This window comes from Streptosporangium sp. NPDC051023, from assembly GCF_040689595.1.
Taxonomy (GTDB): domain Bacteria; phylum Actinomycetota; class Actinomycetes; order Streptosporangiales; family Streptosporangiaceae; genus Streptosporangium.
In genome coordinates this window covers 1-15601 of the sequence record NZ_JBFBCE010000110.1, presented here as the reverse complement: position 1 = coordinate 15601, position 15601 = coordinate 1, and the positions used below count along the sequence as shown (strand labels likewise).

At 70.8% G+C, this 15601-nt stretch carries 15 protein-coding genes and 1 pseudogene; 8 read left to right on the top strand and 8 right to left on the bottom strand.

The genetic code is table 11. The features are described from left to right. Nucleotides 1-52: 52 nt before the first annotated feature. The gene (locus AB0395_RS42380; protein WP_366292138.1) at nt 53-841 is read right to left on the bottom strand and encodes an SURF1 family protein; all 789 of its coding nucleotides are present in this window, start codon (nt 839-841) and stop codon (nt 53-55) included. A gap of 184 nt (nt 842-1025) precedes the next feature. Here AB0395_RS42380 and AB0395_RS42375 point away from each other — a divergent pair, with 184 nt between their 5' ends. Beyond that, nucleotides 1026-1664: a VC0807 family protein gene (locus AB0395_RS42375; protein WP_366292135.1), complete on the top strand. Its 639-nt coding sequence runs from the start codon at nt 1026-1028 to the stop codon at nt 1662-1664. Here the strand turns inward: AB0395_RS42375 and AB0395_RS42370 are convergent. Further along, a complete protein-coding gene (locus AB0395_RS42370) occupies nt 1581-2201 on the bottom strand; it encodes a helix-turn-helix domain-containing protein (RefSeq protein WP_366292133.1) in 621 nt (206 codons plus the stop codon). The genes AB0395_RS42375 and AB0395_RS42370 overlap by 84 nt on opposite strands. Nucleotides 2202-2266: 65 nt before the next feature. On the opposite strand from AB0395_RS42370, the gene AB0395_RS42365 reads away from it, so the two are divergent. Then, entirely contained in the window at nt 2267-2791 is a 525-nt protein-coding gene (locus AB0395_RS42365) for a GNAT family N-acetyltransferase (RefSeq protein WP_366292130.1), read from the top strand. Between the two features lie 217 nt (nt 2792-3008). After that, complete coding sequence (locus AB0395_RS42360; RefSeq protein WP_366292128.1) at nt 3009-3611, top strand: TetR/AcrR family transcriptional regulator; 603 nt, start codon at nt 3009-3011, stop codon at nt 3609-3611. 52 nt (nt 3612-3663) lie between these two features. Here AB0395_RS42360 and AB0395_RS42355 read toward each other — a convergent pair whose 3' ends face one another. Further along, complete coding sequence (locus AB0395_RS42355; RefSeq protein ID WP_366292125.1) at nt 3664-3975, bottom strand: hypothetical protein; 312 nt, start codon at nt 3973-3975, stop codon at nt 3664-3666. Between the two features lie 130 nt (nt 3976-4105). On the opposite strand from AB0395_RS42355, the gene AB0395_RS42350 reads away from it, so the two are divergent. Then, the gene (locus AB0395_RS42350) at nt 4106-5548 is read left to right on the top strand and encodes a methyltransferase (protein ID WP_366292122.1); all 1443 of its coding nucleotides are present in this window, start codon (nt 4106-4108) and stop codon (nt 5546-5548) included. 333 nt (nt 5549-5881) lie between these two features. Here AB0395_RS42350 and AB0395_RS42345 read toward each other — a convergent pair whose 3' ends face one another. Then, nucleotides 5882-8893: a BTAD domain-containing putative transcriptional regulator gene (locus AB0395_RS42345; protein ID WP_366292119.1), complete on the bottom strand. Its 3012-nt coding sequence runs from the start codon at nt 8891-8893 to the stop codon at nt 5882-5884. Nucleotides 8894-9220: 327 nt separating this feature from the next. Here AB0395_RS42345 and AB0395_RS42340 point away from each other — a divergent pair, with 327 nt between their 5' ends. Then, a complete protein-coding gene (locus AB0395_RS42340) occupies nt 9221-9709 on the top strand; it encodes a hypothetical protein (RefSeq protein ID WP_366292116.1) in 489 nt (162 codons plus the stop codon). A gap of 156 nt (nt 9710-9865) precedes the next feature. Here AB0395_RS42340 and AB0395_RS42335 read toward each other — a convergent pair whose 3' ends face one another. Together AB0395_RS42335 and AB0395_RS42330 are read right to left on the bottom strand one after the other, a co-directional pair. After that, on the bottom strand, nt 9866-10510 hold the full coding sequence (locus AB0395_RS42335; protein ID WP_366292113.1) for a GNAT family protein: 645 nt from the start codon (nt 10508-10510) through the stop codon (nt 9866-9868). 198 nt (nt 10511-10708) lie between these two features. Continuing rightward, nucleotides 10709-11989, bottom strand: a complete 1281-nt coding sequence (locus tag AB0395_RS42330) for a pyridoxal phosphate-dependent aminotransferase (protein WP_366292110.1) — start codon at nt 11987-11989, stop codon at nt 10709-10711. A 97-nt stretch (nt 11990-12086) separates the two neighbouring features. On the opposite strand from AB0395_RS42330, the gene AB0395_RS42325 reads away from it, so the two are divergent. The 3 genes from AB0395_RS42325 to AB0395_RS42315 all read left to right on the top strand — a co-directional run bounded on the left by AB0395_RS42325 (nt 12087) and on the right by AB0395_RS42315 (nt 14989). Next, nucleotides 12087-13022, top strand: coding sequence for a LysR family transcriptional regulator (locus AB0395_RS42325; protein WP_366292107.1), 936 nt, complete (start codon nt 12087-12089; stop codon nt 13020-13022). A 100-nt stretch (nt 13023-13122) separates the two neighbouring features. Beyond that, the gene (locus AB0395_RS42320; protein WP_366292104.1) at nt 13123-13791 is read left to right on the top strand and encodes a ribonuclease HII; all 669 of its coding nucleotides are present in this window, start codon (nt 13123-13125) and stop codon (nt 13789-13791) included. Between the two features lie 199 nt (nt 13792-13990). Then, nucleotides 13991-14989, top strand: coding sequence for an LLM class flavin-dependent oxidoreductase (locus AB0395_RS42315; protein WP_366292101.1), 999 nt, complete (start codon nt 13991-13993; stop codon nt 14987-14989). A 45-nt stretch (nt 14990-15034) separates the two neighbouring features. Here the strand turns inward: AB0395_RS42315 and AB0395_RS42310 are convergent, their stop codons facing one another. Both AB0395_RS42310 and AB0395_RS42305 read right to left on the bottom strand, forming a co-directional pair. Then, on the bottom strand, nt 15035-15421 hold the full coding sequence (locus AB0395_RS42310; RefSeq protein ID WP_366292098.1) for an SCO5389 family protein: 387 nt from the start codon (nt 15419-15421) through the stop codon (nt 15035-15037). Between the two features lie 61 nt (nt 15422-15482). Further along, nucleotides 15483-15601, bottom strand: a pseudogene (locus AB0395_RS42305) (ATP-binding protein); the annotation flags it as partial.

Below are 15601 nucleotides of genomic sequence, written 5' to 3'. Positions count from 1 at the left end.
GAACTGATCGGCCGCCTGTCGCCGGCGTCGTGACCATGAACACCAAGTACGTCTAGGCGTCGACCGGCTCGGTCTGCTCCTTCTTCGCCGCCTCGGCCCGCAGGTCCGCGGCCTCCCTGCGGATCAGCAGCACCCAGCCGCCGATCGCGATCCCGATGAACAGCCACCACTGCACGCCGTACGCCAGGTTGAGGCCGCCGCCCCCGCCGACGTCCGGCTCGGGCACGGGGGCGGGCGCCGCGGCTGCCCGCGGCGACTGGGCGGTCAGGTCCACGTACCCGCCGAGGAGCCTGTACGGCAGGCCGCGCCCGATCGTCTCGGTGTTGATCAGCAGGACCTGCCCTCGGGGAAGCCCCGCCCGGTCGCGGATGCCCGTGGTCTCCTCGGTCTCGCTGGGCTGTAGCCGTCCGGTGACAGTCACCTCACCCGTGCTCGGCGTGGGGACCTCGGGAAGGGCGTCCGCCGTCGCGCCCGCCTTGACCCAGCCCCGGTTGACCAGCACGCCCGTGCCGTCGCCGTTCCGCAGCGGGGTGAGCACGTAGAAGCCGAGCACGCTGTCCTGGACACGGCGGCGGACCAGGAGCTGGTTGGCCGTGTCGAACGTGCCGGTGACCGTCACGGGCCTGTACTTGTCGCTGACGGGCACCGCGCCGCCCGGCGCCGTGAGCCGCTCGATGGGCACGGGGGCGGTGGCGAGGTTGGCGGTGGTCCGGTTGCTGCTGGTCGACCGTTCCTCGTAACGCCCGAACTGCCATCGGCCCAGGAACACGAAGGCGGGGATGACCAGCAGGACCACCACGTGGAGCGCCAGCCATCGGGGAGTCAGGAGGAACCGATACACGCTCCCAAGGGTAGGCACCGCGCGGACCGCCCTCTCCTCCGAGTGCGCCGTTGGCCGCGGCGGGACACCTGGAACCCCGCCCCCGCCGATGTTCCGGAAAGACTGTCGGACACTCTGGACATCGCGTACGGTCGGATGGATCCGTCCCCCCGGACCGTTCCACCACCTCCGGAGCCCGCGCACGATGACTCTGCTCCTGTCACCCCCAACGGCTCCGGTCGCACTGCCCCGCCTCGGGGCGCTGTTACGGCATGCCGCCCCCAGGGTGCTTGAGGGCATGATTCTTCCCGTCGCCGTCTTCTACGCGGGGCTGGTGTGTTTCGGCCTGTACGGCGCGCTCGCGGTCGCGGTCGCGTGGGTCTACGGCGGCATCGTCTGGCGCCTTGTCCGGCGCGAACCGGTGCCGGGCACCGTGCTCCTGGCCGCGGGGACGATCACGGTCAGAGCGGTGCTGGCCGCGGCGACCGGCAGCCCGGTCCTGTTCTTTCTCCAGCCCTGCCTCGGGGTCCTCTGCGCGAGCCTGGGCTTCCTGTTCACCGCGCCGCTGCGCAGGCCGCTGGTGCAGCGGGTGGCGACCGACCTGGTCCCGCTCCCTGAGCATCTGCTTGAGCATCCCAGGATGCGTCGTTTCTTCGTGTGGCAGTCGATGCTGTGGGGCGGCGCGCAGCTCCTCAACGCCTCGCTCAGCGTGTGGCTGCTGCTCAGCCAGACCCTGGAGACCTACCTCGTCGTGCGGACCTCACTGGTCGCGGTCCTCCTCGGCGGCGCCGGACTGATCTCGGTGCTCAGCCTCAGGCGCTGCCTGCGGTCGCTGGAGCGCTAGCCTCCGTCCCGCGAGGGTGCCGCCGGTCTCGTCCAGTGGCGTGCGCAGGGCGCCGGGGCCGGGGAGCGCGGTGACCTCCCTGGGACCGGCGATCTCGTGGCCGTCGGTGCAGCGGAAGTGCTGCTCGATCGGGGCTCCGCAGTCGCGATGAACGAGGAGCAGTGGAGGGCCTTCCCGGCCCGAGAGGTAGCGGTCGCCCCACTGCATCAGCGCCACCAGGGTCGGGTAGAGGTCCAGTCCCATCTGGGTCAGCCGGTACTCGTCACGCTGGCGCTGGCCCGGCTCGCGGTAGGGGACCTTGCGCAGCAGCCCCTCCTGGACCAGGCGTGCCAGCCGGGCGCTGAGGATCTGCCGGGGAGCTCCCGTGAAGGCCTGCATGTCGGCGAACCGGCGGACGCCCGCGAACGCCTCCCTGAGCACCAGGAACGTCCATTTCTCGCCCACGATGGCCAGGGCGCGCTCGATGGAGCAGTTGTCGGGGCGCAGGAGCGCGTCACCGAGGGCCGCCTCGCTCATGACCGCATCGTAGGTCGTCACGGCGTCACCTCCAACGTGAGCTAAGTCTAGTTGACATACTCAGCCGTCGGCGGAACCCTAAGTCCATGATGCGAACCCAGCAGGTTCCTCCATGCCCCGCTCCGGTGTGGGCCCCTCCCGGTGACGCCGTCGAGATCAGGCCGGCCCGACCGGACGACGAGGAGCGGATCCGCCGCTTCCTGGCCGGACTGTCGGCGCGGACACGGCACCTGCGGTTCTTCACCGACGTGGACGGCCGGAGCGCGAGCGTGGTCAGGGCGCTGCTCGCGGTCGACGACCGGCGGGACGTGTTGCTCGCCGTGGCGGGGGAGGCCGTTGTCGGGCATGTGATGGGCTTCACGGGCGGGGCTGCCGATGTCGAGGTCGCCGTGGTGGTGACCGATGAGTGGCAGGGCAGGGGGATCGGCTCCCGCCTCGTCCGCAGGTTGCTGCGCCGGGCGTCGGTCAACGGTGCCAGGACCGTGGGGATGGACGTGCTTGGCGACAACCGCAAGGTTCTGGCGATGGTCCGCAGGCTGTGGCCGGAGGCGGTGATGAGGGTCTCCTGCGGGACCGTCGAGGTGACCGCGCCGGTCGAGCCCCGGGGATGAGCGCCCGTCGCCCGTGATGGTCGCGCCACCTGCCCCCGGAGGGTCGTGGCACCTGGCCCGTGACCGTCGCGGCACCTGGCCCGTGAGGGGCAAGGCGCGTGGCCGCCGGAACATCGCGACGCGTGGTGATTGGGGGCTGAGCGTTATGCTCGACCTCTGCCGTTGCGTTTCGGGCACTATTTGCGGAATAAGGTTCTGTTGCTCCACCATTGACACCGTGAAGAGTGCCAAGAACGGACGCGACGGCCGTACCCGGATCATCGAGGGAGCGCTGCGCCGATTCAGCCAGGACGGCGTCTCGGCCACCACGCTGGCCAGTCTCCGCGAGGAGAGCGGAGTCAGCGTCGGCAGCTTCTACCACCACTTCGCCAGCAAGGAACACGTCTTCGGCGTGCTCTACGCCGACACCCTCAGGATGTACCAGGAGGTGTTCCTCGGCGAGCTGCAGCGTCACCAGGGCGCGAAGGAGGGCATCGAGGCCATCGTCGCGCTGCACATGAGGTGGTGCGTCGACAACAGGGAGCGAGCCCACCTGCTGATCAGTGAGCGACCGCCGAAGCGTGACGAGCCGGGGGGCGTCGAGGTCTCCGAGTCGCGCAGGGCGTTCTTCAGGCAGGTCTCCGACTGGTGGCGGCCGCATATGAAGGACGGCCTGCTCCAGCCGGTCCCCCCGACCATGTGCTACGTGCTCTGGCTCGGACCCGCGACCGAGATGTGCCGTCTATGGTTCGCGGGCGCGTACCAGCCGACGCAGGAGGAGATCGCGGGTCTGTGCGAGGCGGCCTGGCAGAGTCTGCGCCAGCGGCCGGTACCCGCCTGACCCTTGAGTGCTCCGGCCCGGATTCCGGGGGTTCATCCGGGCCGGAGCGGTCTCAGCGTGCCCCTGCCAGTTGCCGCACCCGGGTGGGCACCCGCCAGACCTCCTTGTCCAGCGAGATGTCCAGCCGCAGGTCCTGGCGCTGCCGCCGCAGCCCCGGCACCCGTACCCGGTCGCTGACGTCGAACCTGCCCCGCGTCGGATAGCCGAACCCGAGCTCGCCGGGCAGGACCCGCAGCTCGTCCCGGTTTCCGCACCGCGGACAGGTCCACGCGACCAGGTCCTTGCCCCGGTTGTAGTCGTGGCAGGCGCGGAAATACTCGTCGGGCCGGAAACGGGATTCACAGGCGAAGCAGGGGATCAACATCTCGGATCCTTTGGAACAGGTGGAGCGACCCTGAATTAGTACCGCCCAGCGCTTGTGATCCGCTTGCAGAACGCTTACGGCGACCTGTAACAGTCTCATCACCTGGGGTGGGGTACGAGAGGATGGTCCGGTGAACGATCTTCCCGACCGCCTCAGAGAGCTACTGCTCGACACCGGCTACACCATCGACGGCGTCCGCGAGCGCCTCGGCACGGTCGCCGCGACCGCGCTCGCCCGTGAGGAGACGGTGCCGGCACTGCGCGCGACCCGCGACGGCGATCCGCTCGCCACGCTGATCCGGTTGTGGTGGCTGGGGGTGCCGATCGAGGCGCCGGGCTGGCTCCCGGTCGACGGGCTCGCCGCTGCCGGCCTGGTGACCTCGGCGGGCGGCCTGGTCACCTCGACGGTCCACCTGCAGCCCTGGGAAACGGGTGGCTACGTCGTCTCCGACCGCAAGGTCAGGCCCGGCGACCCGGCGCTGCGTGAGGACCACGTCGTCGGCGCGGGAGGGGCGTCGGCGAACCTGGCTCAGCTTGTCTCGCGCCGTCCCGTCGGGCGCGCCCTCGACCTCGGCACCGGATGCGGGGTCCAGGTGCTGCACCTGGCCGGGCGGGCCGGGGAGGTCGTGGCGACCGACGTCAACCCGCGCGCGCTGGAGCTCGCCCAGCTGAGCTGGGCGCTGTCGGGGATCGAGGGCGTCGACGCCAGGCGGGGCTCCCTGTTCGACCCCGTCGAGGGCGAGCGCTTCGACCTGGTCGTCTCGAACCCGCCCTTCGTGATCTCCCCTCGCGGCCGGTTCACCTACCGGGAGTCCGGCTTCGAGGCCGACGGCTTCTGCCGCGACCTCGTACGGCTTGCCCCTCGCTTCCTCTCCCCCGGCGGCACCTGTCAGCTCCTGGCCAACTGGCTGCACGTCGACGGCGAGGACTGGCGGGACCGGGTCGGCGGATGGCTGGCCGGGACCGGCTGCGACGGCTGGGTGGTGCAGCGGGACGTCCAGGACCCGGCCGAGTACGCGGAGCTGTGGCTGAGGGACGCCGCGGAGCAGGGCACCCCCCGCTACCGGGAGCTGTACGACGACTGGCTGGCCTGGTTCGAGTCCATGGACGTCACGGGAATCGGCTTCGGCTGGATCAGCCTGCACGACTCGGGCAGCCTCGACCCGGTGGTCAGGGTCGAGGAACTGGGCCAGCGGGTCGAGCTTCCTGTCGGGGAGTACGTGGACGAGGTGCTCGCCTCGATCGGTGCGACCCACCGCCTGACCGGTGAGGAACTGCTGGGCGCCAGGCTGGAGGTCGCGGAGGGTGTGCTGGAGGAGCGGTCGGGCCCGCCCGGCGCCGAGGACCCGGCGACGATCGTGCTCAGGCAGACACGGGGGCTGCGCCGTAGCGCCCGGGTGGGAACCGTCGAGGCGGCCCTCGCCGGGGTCTGCGACGGCGACTATCCCCTGGACCCGCTGCTCGCCGCCATCGCGGAGCTCACCGGCGAGGACGCCGGCGTGCTACGGGCCAGGGCCCCCGAGGTGCTTCGCCCGCTGCTCGCCGAGGGATTTTTCCACATATCCACCAGCTAATTATCCACAGGCTGTGCATATCTCTGGATGTCGCCACCGATTGGTTGTTGATCCGATGTTGACTGCCTGACGGGATGCTCTGGTTGTGGGCACGGCACGGACCCGGGGGGAAGGGACCGTGCCGAGTCCGGCCGGTCGTCACAGTGAGGCGGCCGGCCGTCGGGTGACGTACCGGATGACCGGGCCCCCTAGCGTCCCCGACGGCCCGACGGCCGGCCGGGCGCCCCACATCCATTCGACTCAGATTCCAGAGCGACGGGAATTCCAGTGATCAATCATTTTTGGATGACACGTCTCGACGACGATCTGTACGACCTGTACGACGGATCGGGATCAGTTGCCCACGCGGCCACGGTCGAGCAGAGCACGAAGGTCCGCGGCCTCAGGAGCGCCGAGCCGTTCGAAGATGTCGTGCGCCCGCTGAAGGCAGTCACGGCTGCGCCGGACATCGCCCTGCCCCGTGAGCGCTCGGCCTAGCACCCACAGCGACAGCGCCTCGCCGTACGGGTGGCCGATCTCCCTGCTCACCATGAGCGCCTGCTCCGCATGCCGGGTCGCGTCCCCGAACCGGCCCGCGGTGATGAAGGTCTCGGCGAGACGCGAGCAGACGCGCTGCTCCCACACCCGCTGCCTGCTGGCGCGGAAGAAGGCCAGGCACTCCGCGTGGTGGTGGACCGCCTCGTTGAGGCGCCCGACCCGTGACAGCACCATCCCCAGGTGGTAGCGCGCCCGCGCGGTGCCCGCGCTCGAACCGATCTCGATGAAGATCGCAAGCCCCTGCTCGGCGGCGGCGATCGCCTCCTCGGCCTGGCCGAGGAACAGGTGGTCCCTGGCCGAGTAGCTGAGCGTCAGCGCCTCGCCTCCCGGCGCGCCGATCTCCCTGAACGCCTTGCGCGCTGAGTCGAACAGGGCCAGCGCCTCCTCGTGGCGGCGCCTGCGGCCCGCCACGACGGCCAGCGCGTTGAGCGCCTCGCCGCTGACGATGCGATCGCCCTCGACGGCCAGGCTCAGTGAGGCCTGGAACTCCTCCTGCGCCTCCGCGAGGCGGTTGGCGCCGAACAGCACCCTGCCCAGCACGTAGCGGCAGCGCAGCTCGCTGGAGGGGGCGCCGAGCCGCTGGGCGGCGGCGAGTGTCTCCCTGGTCCGCTGCTCGAACTCGCGGGCATGGCTGCCGGACTCCAGCAGCGGCTCCATGGCCAGCAGCAGGTCGGCGGCGGACAGCAACGCCCGCTCCTCCTGCAGATCCGTCACCTGCGCGGCCGTCTGGGAGATGGCCGCGAACAGCGACTCCGCCTCGACCGAGAGCCAGGCCACGGCCTCGTCCGCGGAGGCGAACGTGTGGCCGGGGCCGCTCACGGAGAGCTGGTCGGCGACCATGCTGCCCTCGTAAGCGAGCCGGTGCGCCGACTGCGCGCACCCCAGGTAGAAGTCGAGCAGCCGCCGCAGCGCCGGCACACCCGCCTCCGCGTCCGCACCACGCTCAGAGGTACGGCGGGCGAAGAGTTTGAGCAGGTCGTGGAAGCGATAACGCCCGGGGGCCGGGGCCTCGAGCAGGCTGGCGTCGACCAGGGACTCCAGGATGTCCTCGGCGTCCGTCGGATGAAGTTCGAGCATGGCGGCGGCGCCCCCGACCGAGATGTCGGGGCCGTCCGGCAGGGAGAGCAGCCGGAACGCCCGCGCCTGGGGCGGGGCGAGCTGGCCGTAGCCCAGGGCGAAGGTCGCCTCGACCGCGAGGTTGCCCACGCGCAGCTCGTCGAGACGGCGGCGTTCGTCGGCCAGCCTGGGCACCAGGGAGGCGACCGTCCACGACGGCCTGGCGGCCAGCCGCGCCGCGACGATCCGCACGGCGAGCGGCAGGAAGCCGCAGGCGGCGACCACGTCCATGGCGGCGGCGCGTTCCGCGGCCATTCGTTCCGCGCCCGCGACCGTGCCGAACAGGGACAGCGCCTCGTCGGGCTCCATGACGTCCAGGTCGACCAGCCTGGCCGAGGCCAGGTCGGCGAGCTTGTGGCGGCTGGTCACGATCGCCGCGCAGCCCGTCGAGCCGGGCAGCAGGTGACCGACCTGGGCGGCGTCCCTGGCGTTGTCGAGCAACACCAGCATCCGCCGTTCCGCCAGCAGCGAGCGGAACAGCGCGGACCGCTCGGCCAGGCCGTCCGGGATGACGTCCGGGGGCAGGCCGAGCCCGCGCAGGAAGGCCGCGAGCACCGATTCGGGGGCGGTCGGCTCCTCGCTGTGGCCGCGCAGGTCGGCGTAGAGCTGGCCGTCGGGGAACAGGTCCTGCATGGTGTGCGCCAGGTGCACCGCGAGCGCCGTTTTGCCGACGCCGCCGATGCCCGAGATGGCGGCGACCGGCACGCCGTCCGCGCTCGCCTGCGTCGACAGCAGGGTCCGCAGCCTGGCGACGATGTGGCGGCGCCCGGTGAAGTCGTTCACGGCCGCGGGCAGCTGCGCGGGACGAGGCAGCTCGGGAGCCTCTGGCTCCGCCGCCTCCGGTTCCGCGCCCTGCTCCAGGGATTTCGCGGGGGCCTGCCGTACCGGGGCGGCGACGGTGGCGACGGTGAGGCTCGGGTCGCCGCTGAGGATGCGCTGGTGCAGGGTGGCCAGGCCTGGCCCCGGCTCGATGCCGAGCTCGTCGATCAGCGCGGCGCGGGTCTCCGCGAAGACCGCGAGCGCGTCCGCCTGCCGTCCGCACCGGTAGTAGGCCAGCATCAGCTGGGCGCGCAGCCGCTCGCGCAGCGGGTGGTCGGCGGTCAGCGCGACCAGCTCGGAGACGACGTCGGCGTGCCTGCCGAGTTCGAGGTCCAGGTCCATGAGCGTCTCCAGCACGCTCATCCTGCGCTCGACGAGCCTGCCGCGCTGGTGTTCGGCGTAGGGGCCGACGGCTCCGGCCAGCGGCTCGCCCGTGCACAGTGCCAGGCTCGCACGCAGGCTCTCCGCCGCCCCGTGGCGGTCTCCTGAGCGGCGGGCCGCCTCGGCCTCCTGCACGCCCCGCTCGAACAGCACCTGGTCGAGGGTGGCGTCGCTCAGGCGCAGGGCATACCCCCGGCCGACCGAGGTGAGCAGCTCGGGACGGGTGCGGGGGGACCTGCCAGGTTCGAGCACGGCCCGCAGTCGCGAGACATAGGTCCGCAGCGCGCCGAGCGCGCGGGGCGGGGCGTCCTCGCCCCAGACCGCGTCGATCATCTCGGCGGGGGTGACCGCCCGGCCCTCACGCAGCAGCAACATCGTCAGGATGGAGCGTTGCAGCGGCGTGCCGAGGTCGAGCTCGACGCCGTTGCGCCAGGCCTGGACGGGGCCGAGCAAGGCGAAGCGCAGCCCCTCTTCGCTGCTGTGAGCAGCCATTTCCTGGATCTCCGCCCTCAAGGAAAGCTTTATGAACCGAATGATAGGTCCTGCCATGCCTACGCCACAGGAAACCGCCCACTCGTTAACCGGAGTGTTGATTCATCGTCAATCGGGCGTTGAACCACGTCGCGGATGCTATGACATGCCGGGCATGGCCCCATACGGGGGCGGCCATGCCCGGTGTTCCAGCAGTTTGCAGGCACCGGTTCAAGGACTTGCAGGCATCGATAAAGAAGCTGTAAGCGCGGTGCAGGTGGAGCGCTCTATCAATGAGCCATGACTCCCGCCAAGGAAAAGGGAGTCCCACCCTCAGGGAGAAGCACCATGAACCGCACGATCCGCAGCCTTCTGGGCCTCGCCGCAGCGACCGCCGTCCTCACGGTCGGTGTCCCGGCCCTGACCTCCTCGGCCTCGGCTGCGACGACCACCACCACCGCCAGCAGCTTCGACAACGACTACTGGGGCCCCTACTACTCCCGGTACTTCGACGACTCCAGGGCCAAGGCCACGGGCCGGGTGTGGGACGAGGACTCGGGCCGCGTCCACGTCCAGGGCAAGCTCTACGACAAGAACACCCCGCAGTGGCTCTGCGGCTACGTCCAGGTCAAGTTCGAGAACAGCGACGGCGACGAGTCCTACTACTGGGCCAGGCAGTGCGGCTCGAACGGCTACCGGTCCTTCCACTTCGCGGAGGACGACGTCGACAACGCCCAGGTCCGGGTCTGCTACTGGGACAACCACCAGGCCAAGCGGATCTCCTGCGGCAAGTGGAACTACGTCTTCGAGGCCGACGGCGGCGACGACGACGAGTAACCGGCACCGGGTGGACGACAAGAAGTGAAATCAGACGACTGGTGAGACCATCGGGGCGGCCCAGAACGAGCAGGCCGCAGGACGAACATCAGGCCCGCCCGGAACTCCGGGCGGGCCTTTTGTTCCATGAAGTCATCGAAGTGACGAAGGGCGCATCTACGCTGCCTCGACCAGGCCGAGCCGCGTGTGGAGCCGTTCTCGGACGACCGGCCACTCGGAACTCAGGATCGAGTAGTAGGCGGTATCTCGGACCGTGTCGTCGGCGCCTCGGGTCTCCGCCCGTCGCACACCGTCCAGGTGCGCGCCGAGGGCCTCGATGGCGGCCCGGGAGCGTGCGTTGCGCACGTCAGCTTTGAGCGTGATGCGGTGGACCTGCCAGGTCTCGAAGGCGAGCGCGAGCATCAGATACTTGCTCTCCCGGTTGACACCTGTGCCCTGGGCCGATGCGGCCAGCCAGGTGTAACCGATGTCCGCCACGGACGGGACCTCGCCCACCGCTCCACGCGCGCCCGGCGGCCAGGGCATGGGACCCTGCCAGTACTCCAGGTGCATGAGACGGGTGGCACCGACGATACGGTCGGTGTGTAGCCACCGGATGGCGAAGGGCATCGTGCGGCCCTCCGCCTGCTCAGCCAGAGCGGCCTCCACGTAGGAGACCATCTCTTCCCGGCCTTGGGGAACGCGAGTGAAGGCGTAGGTAGAACGGTCCTCACTCGCCGCGATGACGAGGTCGTCGACCACCGCGAGGCTGAGCGGTTCCAGGCGCACAGAGCGCCCGGACAGGGTGACAAAAGCGGGCATGAGCACATGATGGGGGCTGACAGGCATGCCTGGTGCCAAATGACACGAGACATCTTGATGAGCATCCAGGAAAGTACCTATCGCTCCGTGTTCTGAAGCGTAAAACCCCAGGTCAGAGCATGTGGATGCTATCTCAGACGCGCATGGCGCCGGAGTAAAGTTTCCTCAAAGTGATCCCTTAGGAGATGCCTTGGAAGATCACCCCGTCACGGGGGCGGGGACGACGCCGGAATGCCGGTGCCTGCCCGGTGCGGGGCGCATCCGGTTCAGGCCGGTCAGGGCCTCGCTCAGGTGGTCGAGGGAGGCCGAGATCCAGGGCAGTTCGAGGGGGTCGGAGGCGTTCAGCGCGGCCAGCCGCCGCTCGGTCGTCTCGCCGTACAGCAGGCTGGTCGCCACCCGCACTCTGAGGGCCTTCCCGTCGTCGCCGAAGACGTGGCCGGGGAGCACGCCGACACCGTGCTCGTCGAGCAGGGCCGCGGCCAGCTCGGCGGAGGTCGCGAAGGCGTGCCCGGTGAAGTCGGGGTAGAGATAGAAGCCGCCGAGCGGCGCGTCGACCCGCACGCCCGCCTGCACGAACCTCTCGCGCACCGCCCGCACCACCGCGCCGTGCAGCCGCCTGCTCAGGTCGATCCGCTCGATGACCTCGGCGGGCTCGGTGTAGGCGTACGCCGCGGCCTGCTGGACGGGGGAGGCGGGGCTGGACCAGATCTCGCTGGCCACCGCGAGCAGCCGGTCGCGCAGCACGGCGAAGGGAAGCCTGGCCACGCCGATCCGCCAGCCGCCGAGGGCCAGGCTCTTGCTGAGCCCGCTGGTGATCACGGTGCGTTCTGGGGCGAACTCGGCGGGGCCGGCGAAGCGGGTCGCCGGGTCGTGCAGGAGGTCGCGGTAGATCTCATCGGAGATGATCATCAGGTCGAGGTCGCGGGAGATCTCGGCGAGGCGGCTGACCGTGGCCGCTGACGCCAGCGTGCCGGTGGGGTTGTCCGGCAGGGTGAGAAGGATCGAGCGGACGTCGCGCCCCTGGGAGCGCGCGTGCAGGACGGTCGAGGCGACCTGTTCCGGGTCCGGCACCCCTCCCTCGCCGGGGGGTGCGGGAACGAGCAGCGGACGGGCCCCGACCAGGTCCGCCTGCGCGGCGTAGCTGACCCAGCTCGGCATCGGCAGCACGACGTCGCCGCCGATCGCCAGCAGCAGGCCGTACAGCAGGGACTTGCTGCCGGGGCCGCAGACCACCAGATCGGGGTCCGTCGGCAGGCCCCGCCTGTGCCAATATCCGGCCGCGGCCTCGCGCAGCTCGGCGGCTCCCGCGACCGGGCCGTATCCATTGTGTCCCGAGGCGGCCACCAGCCGCTCGCGCAGCGCCGGATGAACGGGCAGGCCCGCCTCGCCGAAGGCCAGGTGCAGCACCCGCTCACCGGCGCGCCGTCTTCGCTCGATGTCCTCGTTCGCCGCCAGGGTGGCGGAGAGCGTCACGTTCATGGATGTCCCCTCGATCATTGCGGAACGTTCCCAAGACTGATGGGCTACAGGCATCAGAACAAGCTGTGGTTGGTGTGGGTGGGCATAAGGAGATCCGATGCTTGATTTTCGTCGCCTGGTCTTGATCTGCGAGTTCGCGCGCAGGGGAAGCATCGCCGCGACCGCCTCCTCGCTCGGCTACAGCCCCTCCGCGGTCTCACAGCAGCTGGCCGCCCTGGAGCGGGAGGCGGGGGCGGTGCTGCTCGACCGCACCGCGCGCAGCGCCGAGTTGACCGACGCGGGGCGCCGTCTGGTCGAGCACGCGGAGCGCATCCTGTCGATGGTCGAGCACGCCGAGTCGGACCTGTCCGCCCACGAGGGGACGCCCTCGGGACGGGTCACCGTCACCGCCTTCCCCACCGCCGCCGTCGCCTTCGCGCCCGCGCTCGCCAGGTCGTTGCGCAGGCACACCGCGCTGAGCCTGCGGATGGGGCAGGCACGCTCGGGGCGCGGGATGCGGGAGGTCAGGTCGGGCGAGGTGGACATCGCCCTGGTCGACGACTGGTACGGCAGGGTGCGCGAGTCGGACACGATGCGGGTCTTCCCGCTGCTGCACGACCCGCTGGTGCTGGTGGTGCCGCGCAAGCACCGGCTCGCCACCCTGGACGAGCCGGTCGACCTGCGCGAGCTGCGCGACGAGCCGTGGATGGCGACGCCGGACGGCGAGCCCTCCCGGCTGGCCGTCGACCGCCTGCTGGCCGACGTCGGCGGTGCCCAGCCGGTGCCGTGGGAGTTCGAGGGGCTGGGGACCATCCTCAGCCTGGTCGCGAAGGGCATCGGCATCGCGGCCGTCCCCGCCCTGGCCCTGGCGGCCGGGGTCCGCGGCATCGTCGTGCGGGAGTTCCCCGGCGACCCGGTCGGCCGCGACGTCCACGCCGTCGCCCGAGCCTCCAGCGTCCACCGCCCGGCGGTCTCCGTCACCCTGCGGGCCGTCCACGTCGCCGCCCGGCTCCTCGCCGCCGACCTCGCCGCGGTCCGCCTCGCCGACCGGTGACCGGCCGTCGCCCGCCTCTCGCCGACCGGTGATTCGCCGTCGCCCGCCTCGCTCGCCCGACCGGTGATCCTGGGCCTCGCCCTGCCGGTAACGTCGGACCGTGCCTCCCACCTACGCGCTTGAGCGCCTGCTGTCCGCCGACGGATCGAAGACCGTCGCCGGGATCGACGAGGTCGGCAGAGGAGCCTGGGCGGGGCCCGTCGCGGTGTGCGCGGTCGTCACGGACCTGTCGGAGCCACCCTCGGGCCTGACCGACTCCAAGATGCTCACCCCGGCCCGCCGTACCGCCATGTTCGGCGAGATCACCACCTGGGCCGCCGGGATCGGGTATGGCGAGGCCTCACACGAGGAGATCGACGCGCTCGGCATGACCGAGGCGCTGCGCAGGGCGGCGGGGCGGGCACTGGCCGAGCTGCCCGTCAGGCCCGACGTGGTCATCCTCGACGGCAAGCACGACTACCTCGGAGCGCCGTGGCCGGTCAGATGCGAGATCAAGGGCGACCTGTCCTGCGTCTCCGTGGCCGCGGCCTCGGTGATCGCCAAGGTCCGCCGCGACGCCTACATGGCCTCTCTCGGCTTCGAGGAGTACGGCTTCGCCGAGAACGCGGGCTATCCCTCCCCGGTCCACCAGCGCGCCCTGGCCTCCCTCGGCCCCACGGAACACCACCGCCTGTCGTGGTCCTACCTGGACGACCTGCCCCGCTGGCGCCACCTCAAGAGACACCGCAACCCCCTCACCGGAGAGGGCCAGCTCGGCCTGTTCGGCTAGCGAGATCACCCGTTCGCGGGACCGTCTGCCGTCTCCAACAGCCTCGCGACATCGGGGTTGATCAGCCAGAGAAGATCCAGGGCCTGCCTTTCCATGATCGGAACATCGGTCCTGGACGTTTTCCAGACCGCTCCGATTTGTCGGAAGGAACGATGATCTGACCTTTTTTGTTCGTCCAGCCTGCACCAAGGTAGCCATCATGCGTATCGGTGTCTTTCTCATCGCGGCCGGTTTTCCCGGGCGGGAGCCGGGACAGGTGTTGCGGGACACGGTCGAGGCGGTGGTCGTGGCGGAGGAGGCGGGGTTCGATGACGCCTGGATCGCCGAGCACCATTTCATGTCGTACGGCGTCTGCCCGTCGGCGGTGACGCTGGCCGGGGTCGCGCTGGGCCGTACGAGCAGGATCAGGGTGGGGACGGCGGTCAGCGTGCTGTCGGCGCGGCACCCGGTCGAGCTGGCCGAGCAGGCGGCGATCCTGGACCAGGTTTCCGGTGGGCGGTTCGCGCTCGGGGTCGGGCGGGGCGGCCCCTGGGTCGAGCTCGAGGTCTTCGGGACGGGACTGCCCAGGTTCGAGCGGGGCTTCCGCGAGTCGCTCGACCTGCTGTGCGCGGCCCTCGGGCAGGACACGGTCTCCGCGGACGGGGAGTTCTTCCGGTTCAGGGAGGTGCCGATGGTCCCCGCCGTCAGGCTCAGGCCGGTCGTGGCGTGCACCTCCCCCGGGACGGTCGCACTGGCCGCCGAGCGGGGGCTGCCGATGCTGCTGGGCATGCACGTCGGCGACGAGGGGCGGGCGGAGCTGCTGCGGTCGTACGGCCACGAGGACCCCGGCCACGTGGCGGCGGCGGTTGGATACGTGGCCGACTCGACGGCGCGGGCCGTGGGGGAGCTGAGAGCGGCCATGCCGGGATGGCTGGGACCCGGCCTGGCGGGTTACCTGCCCGTCGACGGGCGCCAGGTGCCGCGGCGCGACGTGGCCGCGTACGTGGACTTCCTCTGCGACGCGCACCCGGTCGGCTCGGCCGACCTCTGCGTCGAGAGGATTGAGCGGACCGTCGCGAGGACGGGACTGCGGCACCTGATCCTCATGGTCGAGGGTGCGGGCCCGCAGGCCCGCACCCTCGACAACATCAGGCGGCTCGGGGCGGAGGTGCTGCCCCGGGTCCGGCAGGCCCCGCCACCTGGACGCTCCGCGGCGTAGCGGCGTAGCGACGGAAGGGGCGACGGGGAAGCGCCGGGCCGGAGGTCAGCAGTCCACGAGCTCGGGCTGCTGGTTGAGGATCTGGGATCTGGCGGTGACGAACTCCGCGTGGGCCTTGACGGCGGACGGGTCGAAGACCGCGACCCGGTGGCAGTTCTGGAAGGCCAGCTTCACCCCGAAGTGGCGCTCAAGCGCACCGCGCATGGCGTCGCTGGCGAGACAGCGCAGGAGCTGGCCGCGGGCGGCCTCATCCGGCGGGGGGACGGTGTTGTCGGTGAACTCGGCACCGGTGCGGTCGCGCTGCTGCACCAGGTCGCTGATCAGCGACCAGGCGTAGGGCAGGGAGTCGCGGACGCAGGCGACGAATGCCGCGTCGTCCACCTCACCCGCCCTCGCCTGGTCGAGAAGCTCGTTCGGAACGGTCAGCGACATGCTGCCTTCTCCTCTCAGAAGGGAACTTACAGACATTAAGTCGGGCCCGTTTTGCCTCCATCTAGCGCGAGAGGGACACTCGCGTGGGCCCGAAGACGAAGTCGGGGTCGATCTGGGTCGCCAGATCCTCACCCGTGGCCCGGTTCGCCCAGGCCCCGGCATTACGCAGATGGAACTCCA

Excerpts from the sequence above, each read along its gene's own strand:
- AB0395_RS42375 (WP_366292135.1), top strand. The coding sequence starts at position 1,026 with ATGACTCTGCTCCTGTCACCCCCAACGGCTCCGGTCGCACTGCCCCGC.
- AB0395_RS42365 (WP_366292130.1), top strand. The coding sequence starts at position 2,267 with ATGATGCGAACCCAGCAGGTTCCTCCATGCCCCGCTCCGGTGTGGGCC.
- AB0395_RS42355 (WP_366292125.1), bottom strand. The coding sequence starts at position 3,975 with ATGTTGATCCCCTGCTTCGCCTGTGAATCCCGTTTCCGGCCCGACGAG.
- AB0395_RS42345 (WP_366292119.1), bottom strand. The coding sequence starts at position 8,893 with ATGGCTGCTCACAGCAGCGAAGAGGGGCTGCGCTTCGCCTTGCTCGGC.
- AB0395_RS42340 (WP_366292116.1), top strand. The coding sequence starts at position 9,221 with ATGAACCGCACGATCCGCAGCCTTCTGGGCCTCGCCGCAGCGACCGCC.
- AB0395_RS42335 (WP_366292113.1), bottom strand. The coding sequence starts at position 10,510 with ATGCCCGCTTTTGTCACCCTGTCCGGGCGCTCTGTGCGCCTGGAACCG.
- AB0395_RS42330 (WP_366292110.1), bottom strand. The coding sequence starts at position 11,989 with ATGAACGTGACGCTCTCCGCCACCCTGGCGGCGAACGAGGACATCGAG.
- AB0395_RS42325 (WP_366292107.1), top strand. The coding sequence starts at position 12,087 with ATGCTTGATTTTCGTCGCCTGGTCTTGATCTGCGAGTTCGCGCGCAGG.
- AB0395_RS42315 (WP_366292101.1), top strand. The coding sequence starts at position 13,991 with ATGCGTATCGGTGTCTTTCTCATCGCGGCCGGTTTTCCCGGGCGGGAG.
- AB0395_RS42310 (WP_366292098.1), bottom strand. The coding sequence starts at position 15,421 with ATGTCGCTGACCGTTCCGAACGAGCTTCTCGACCAGGCGAGGGCGGGT.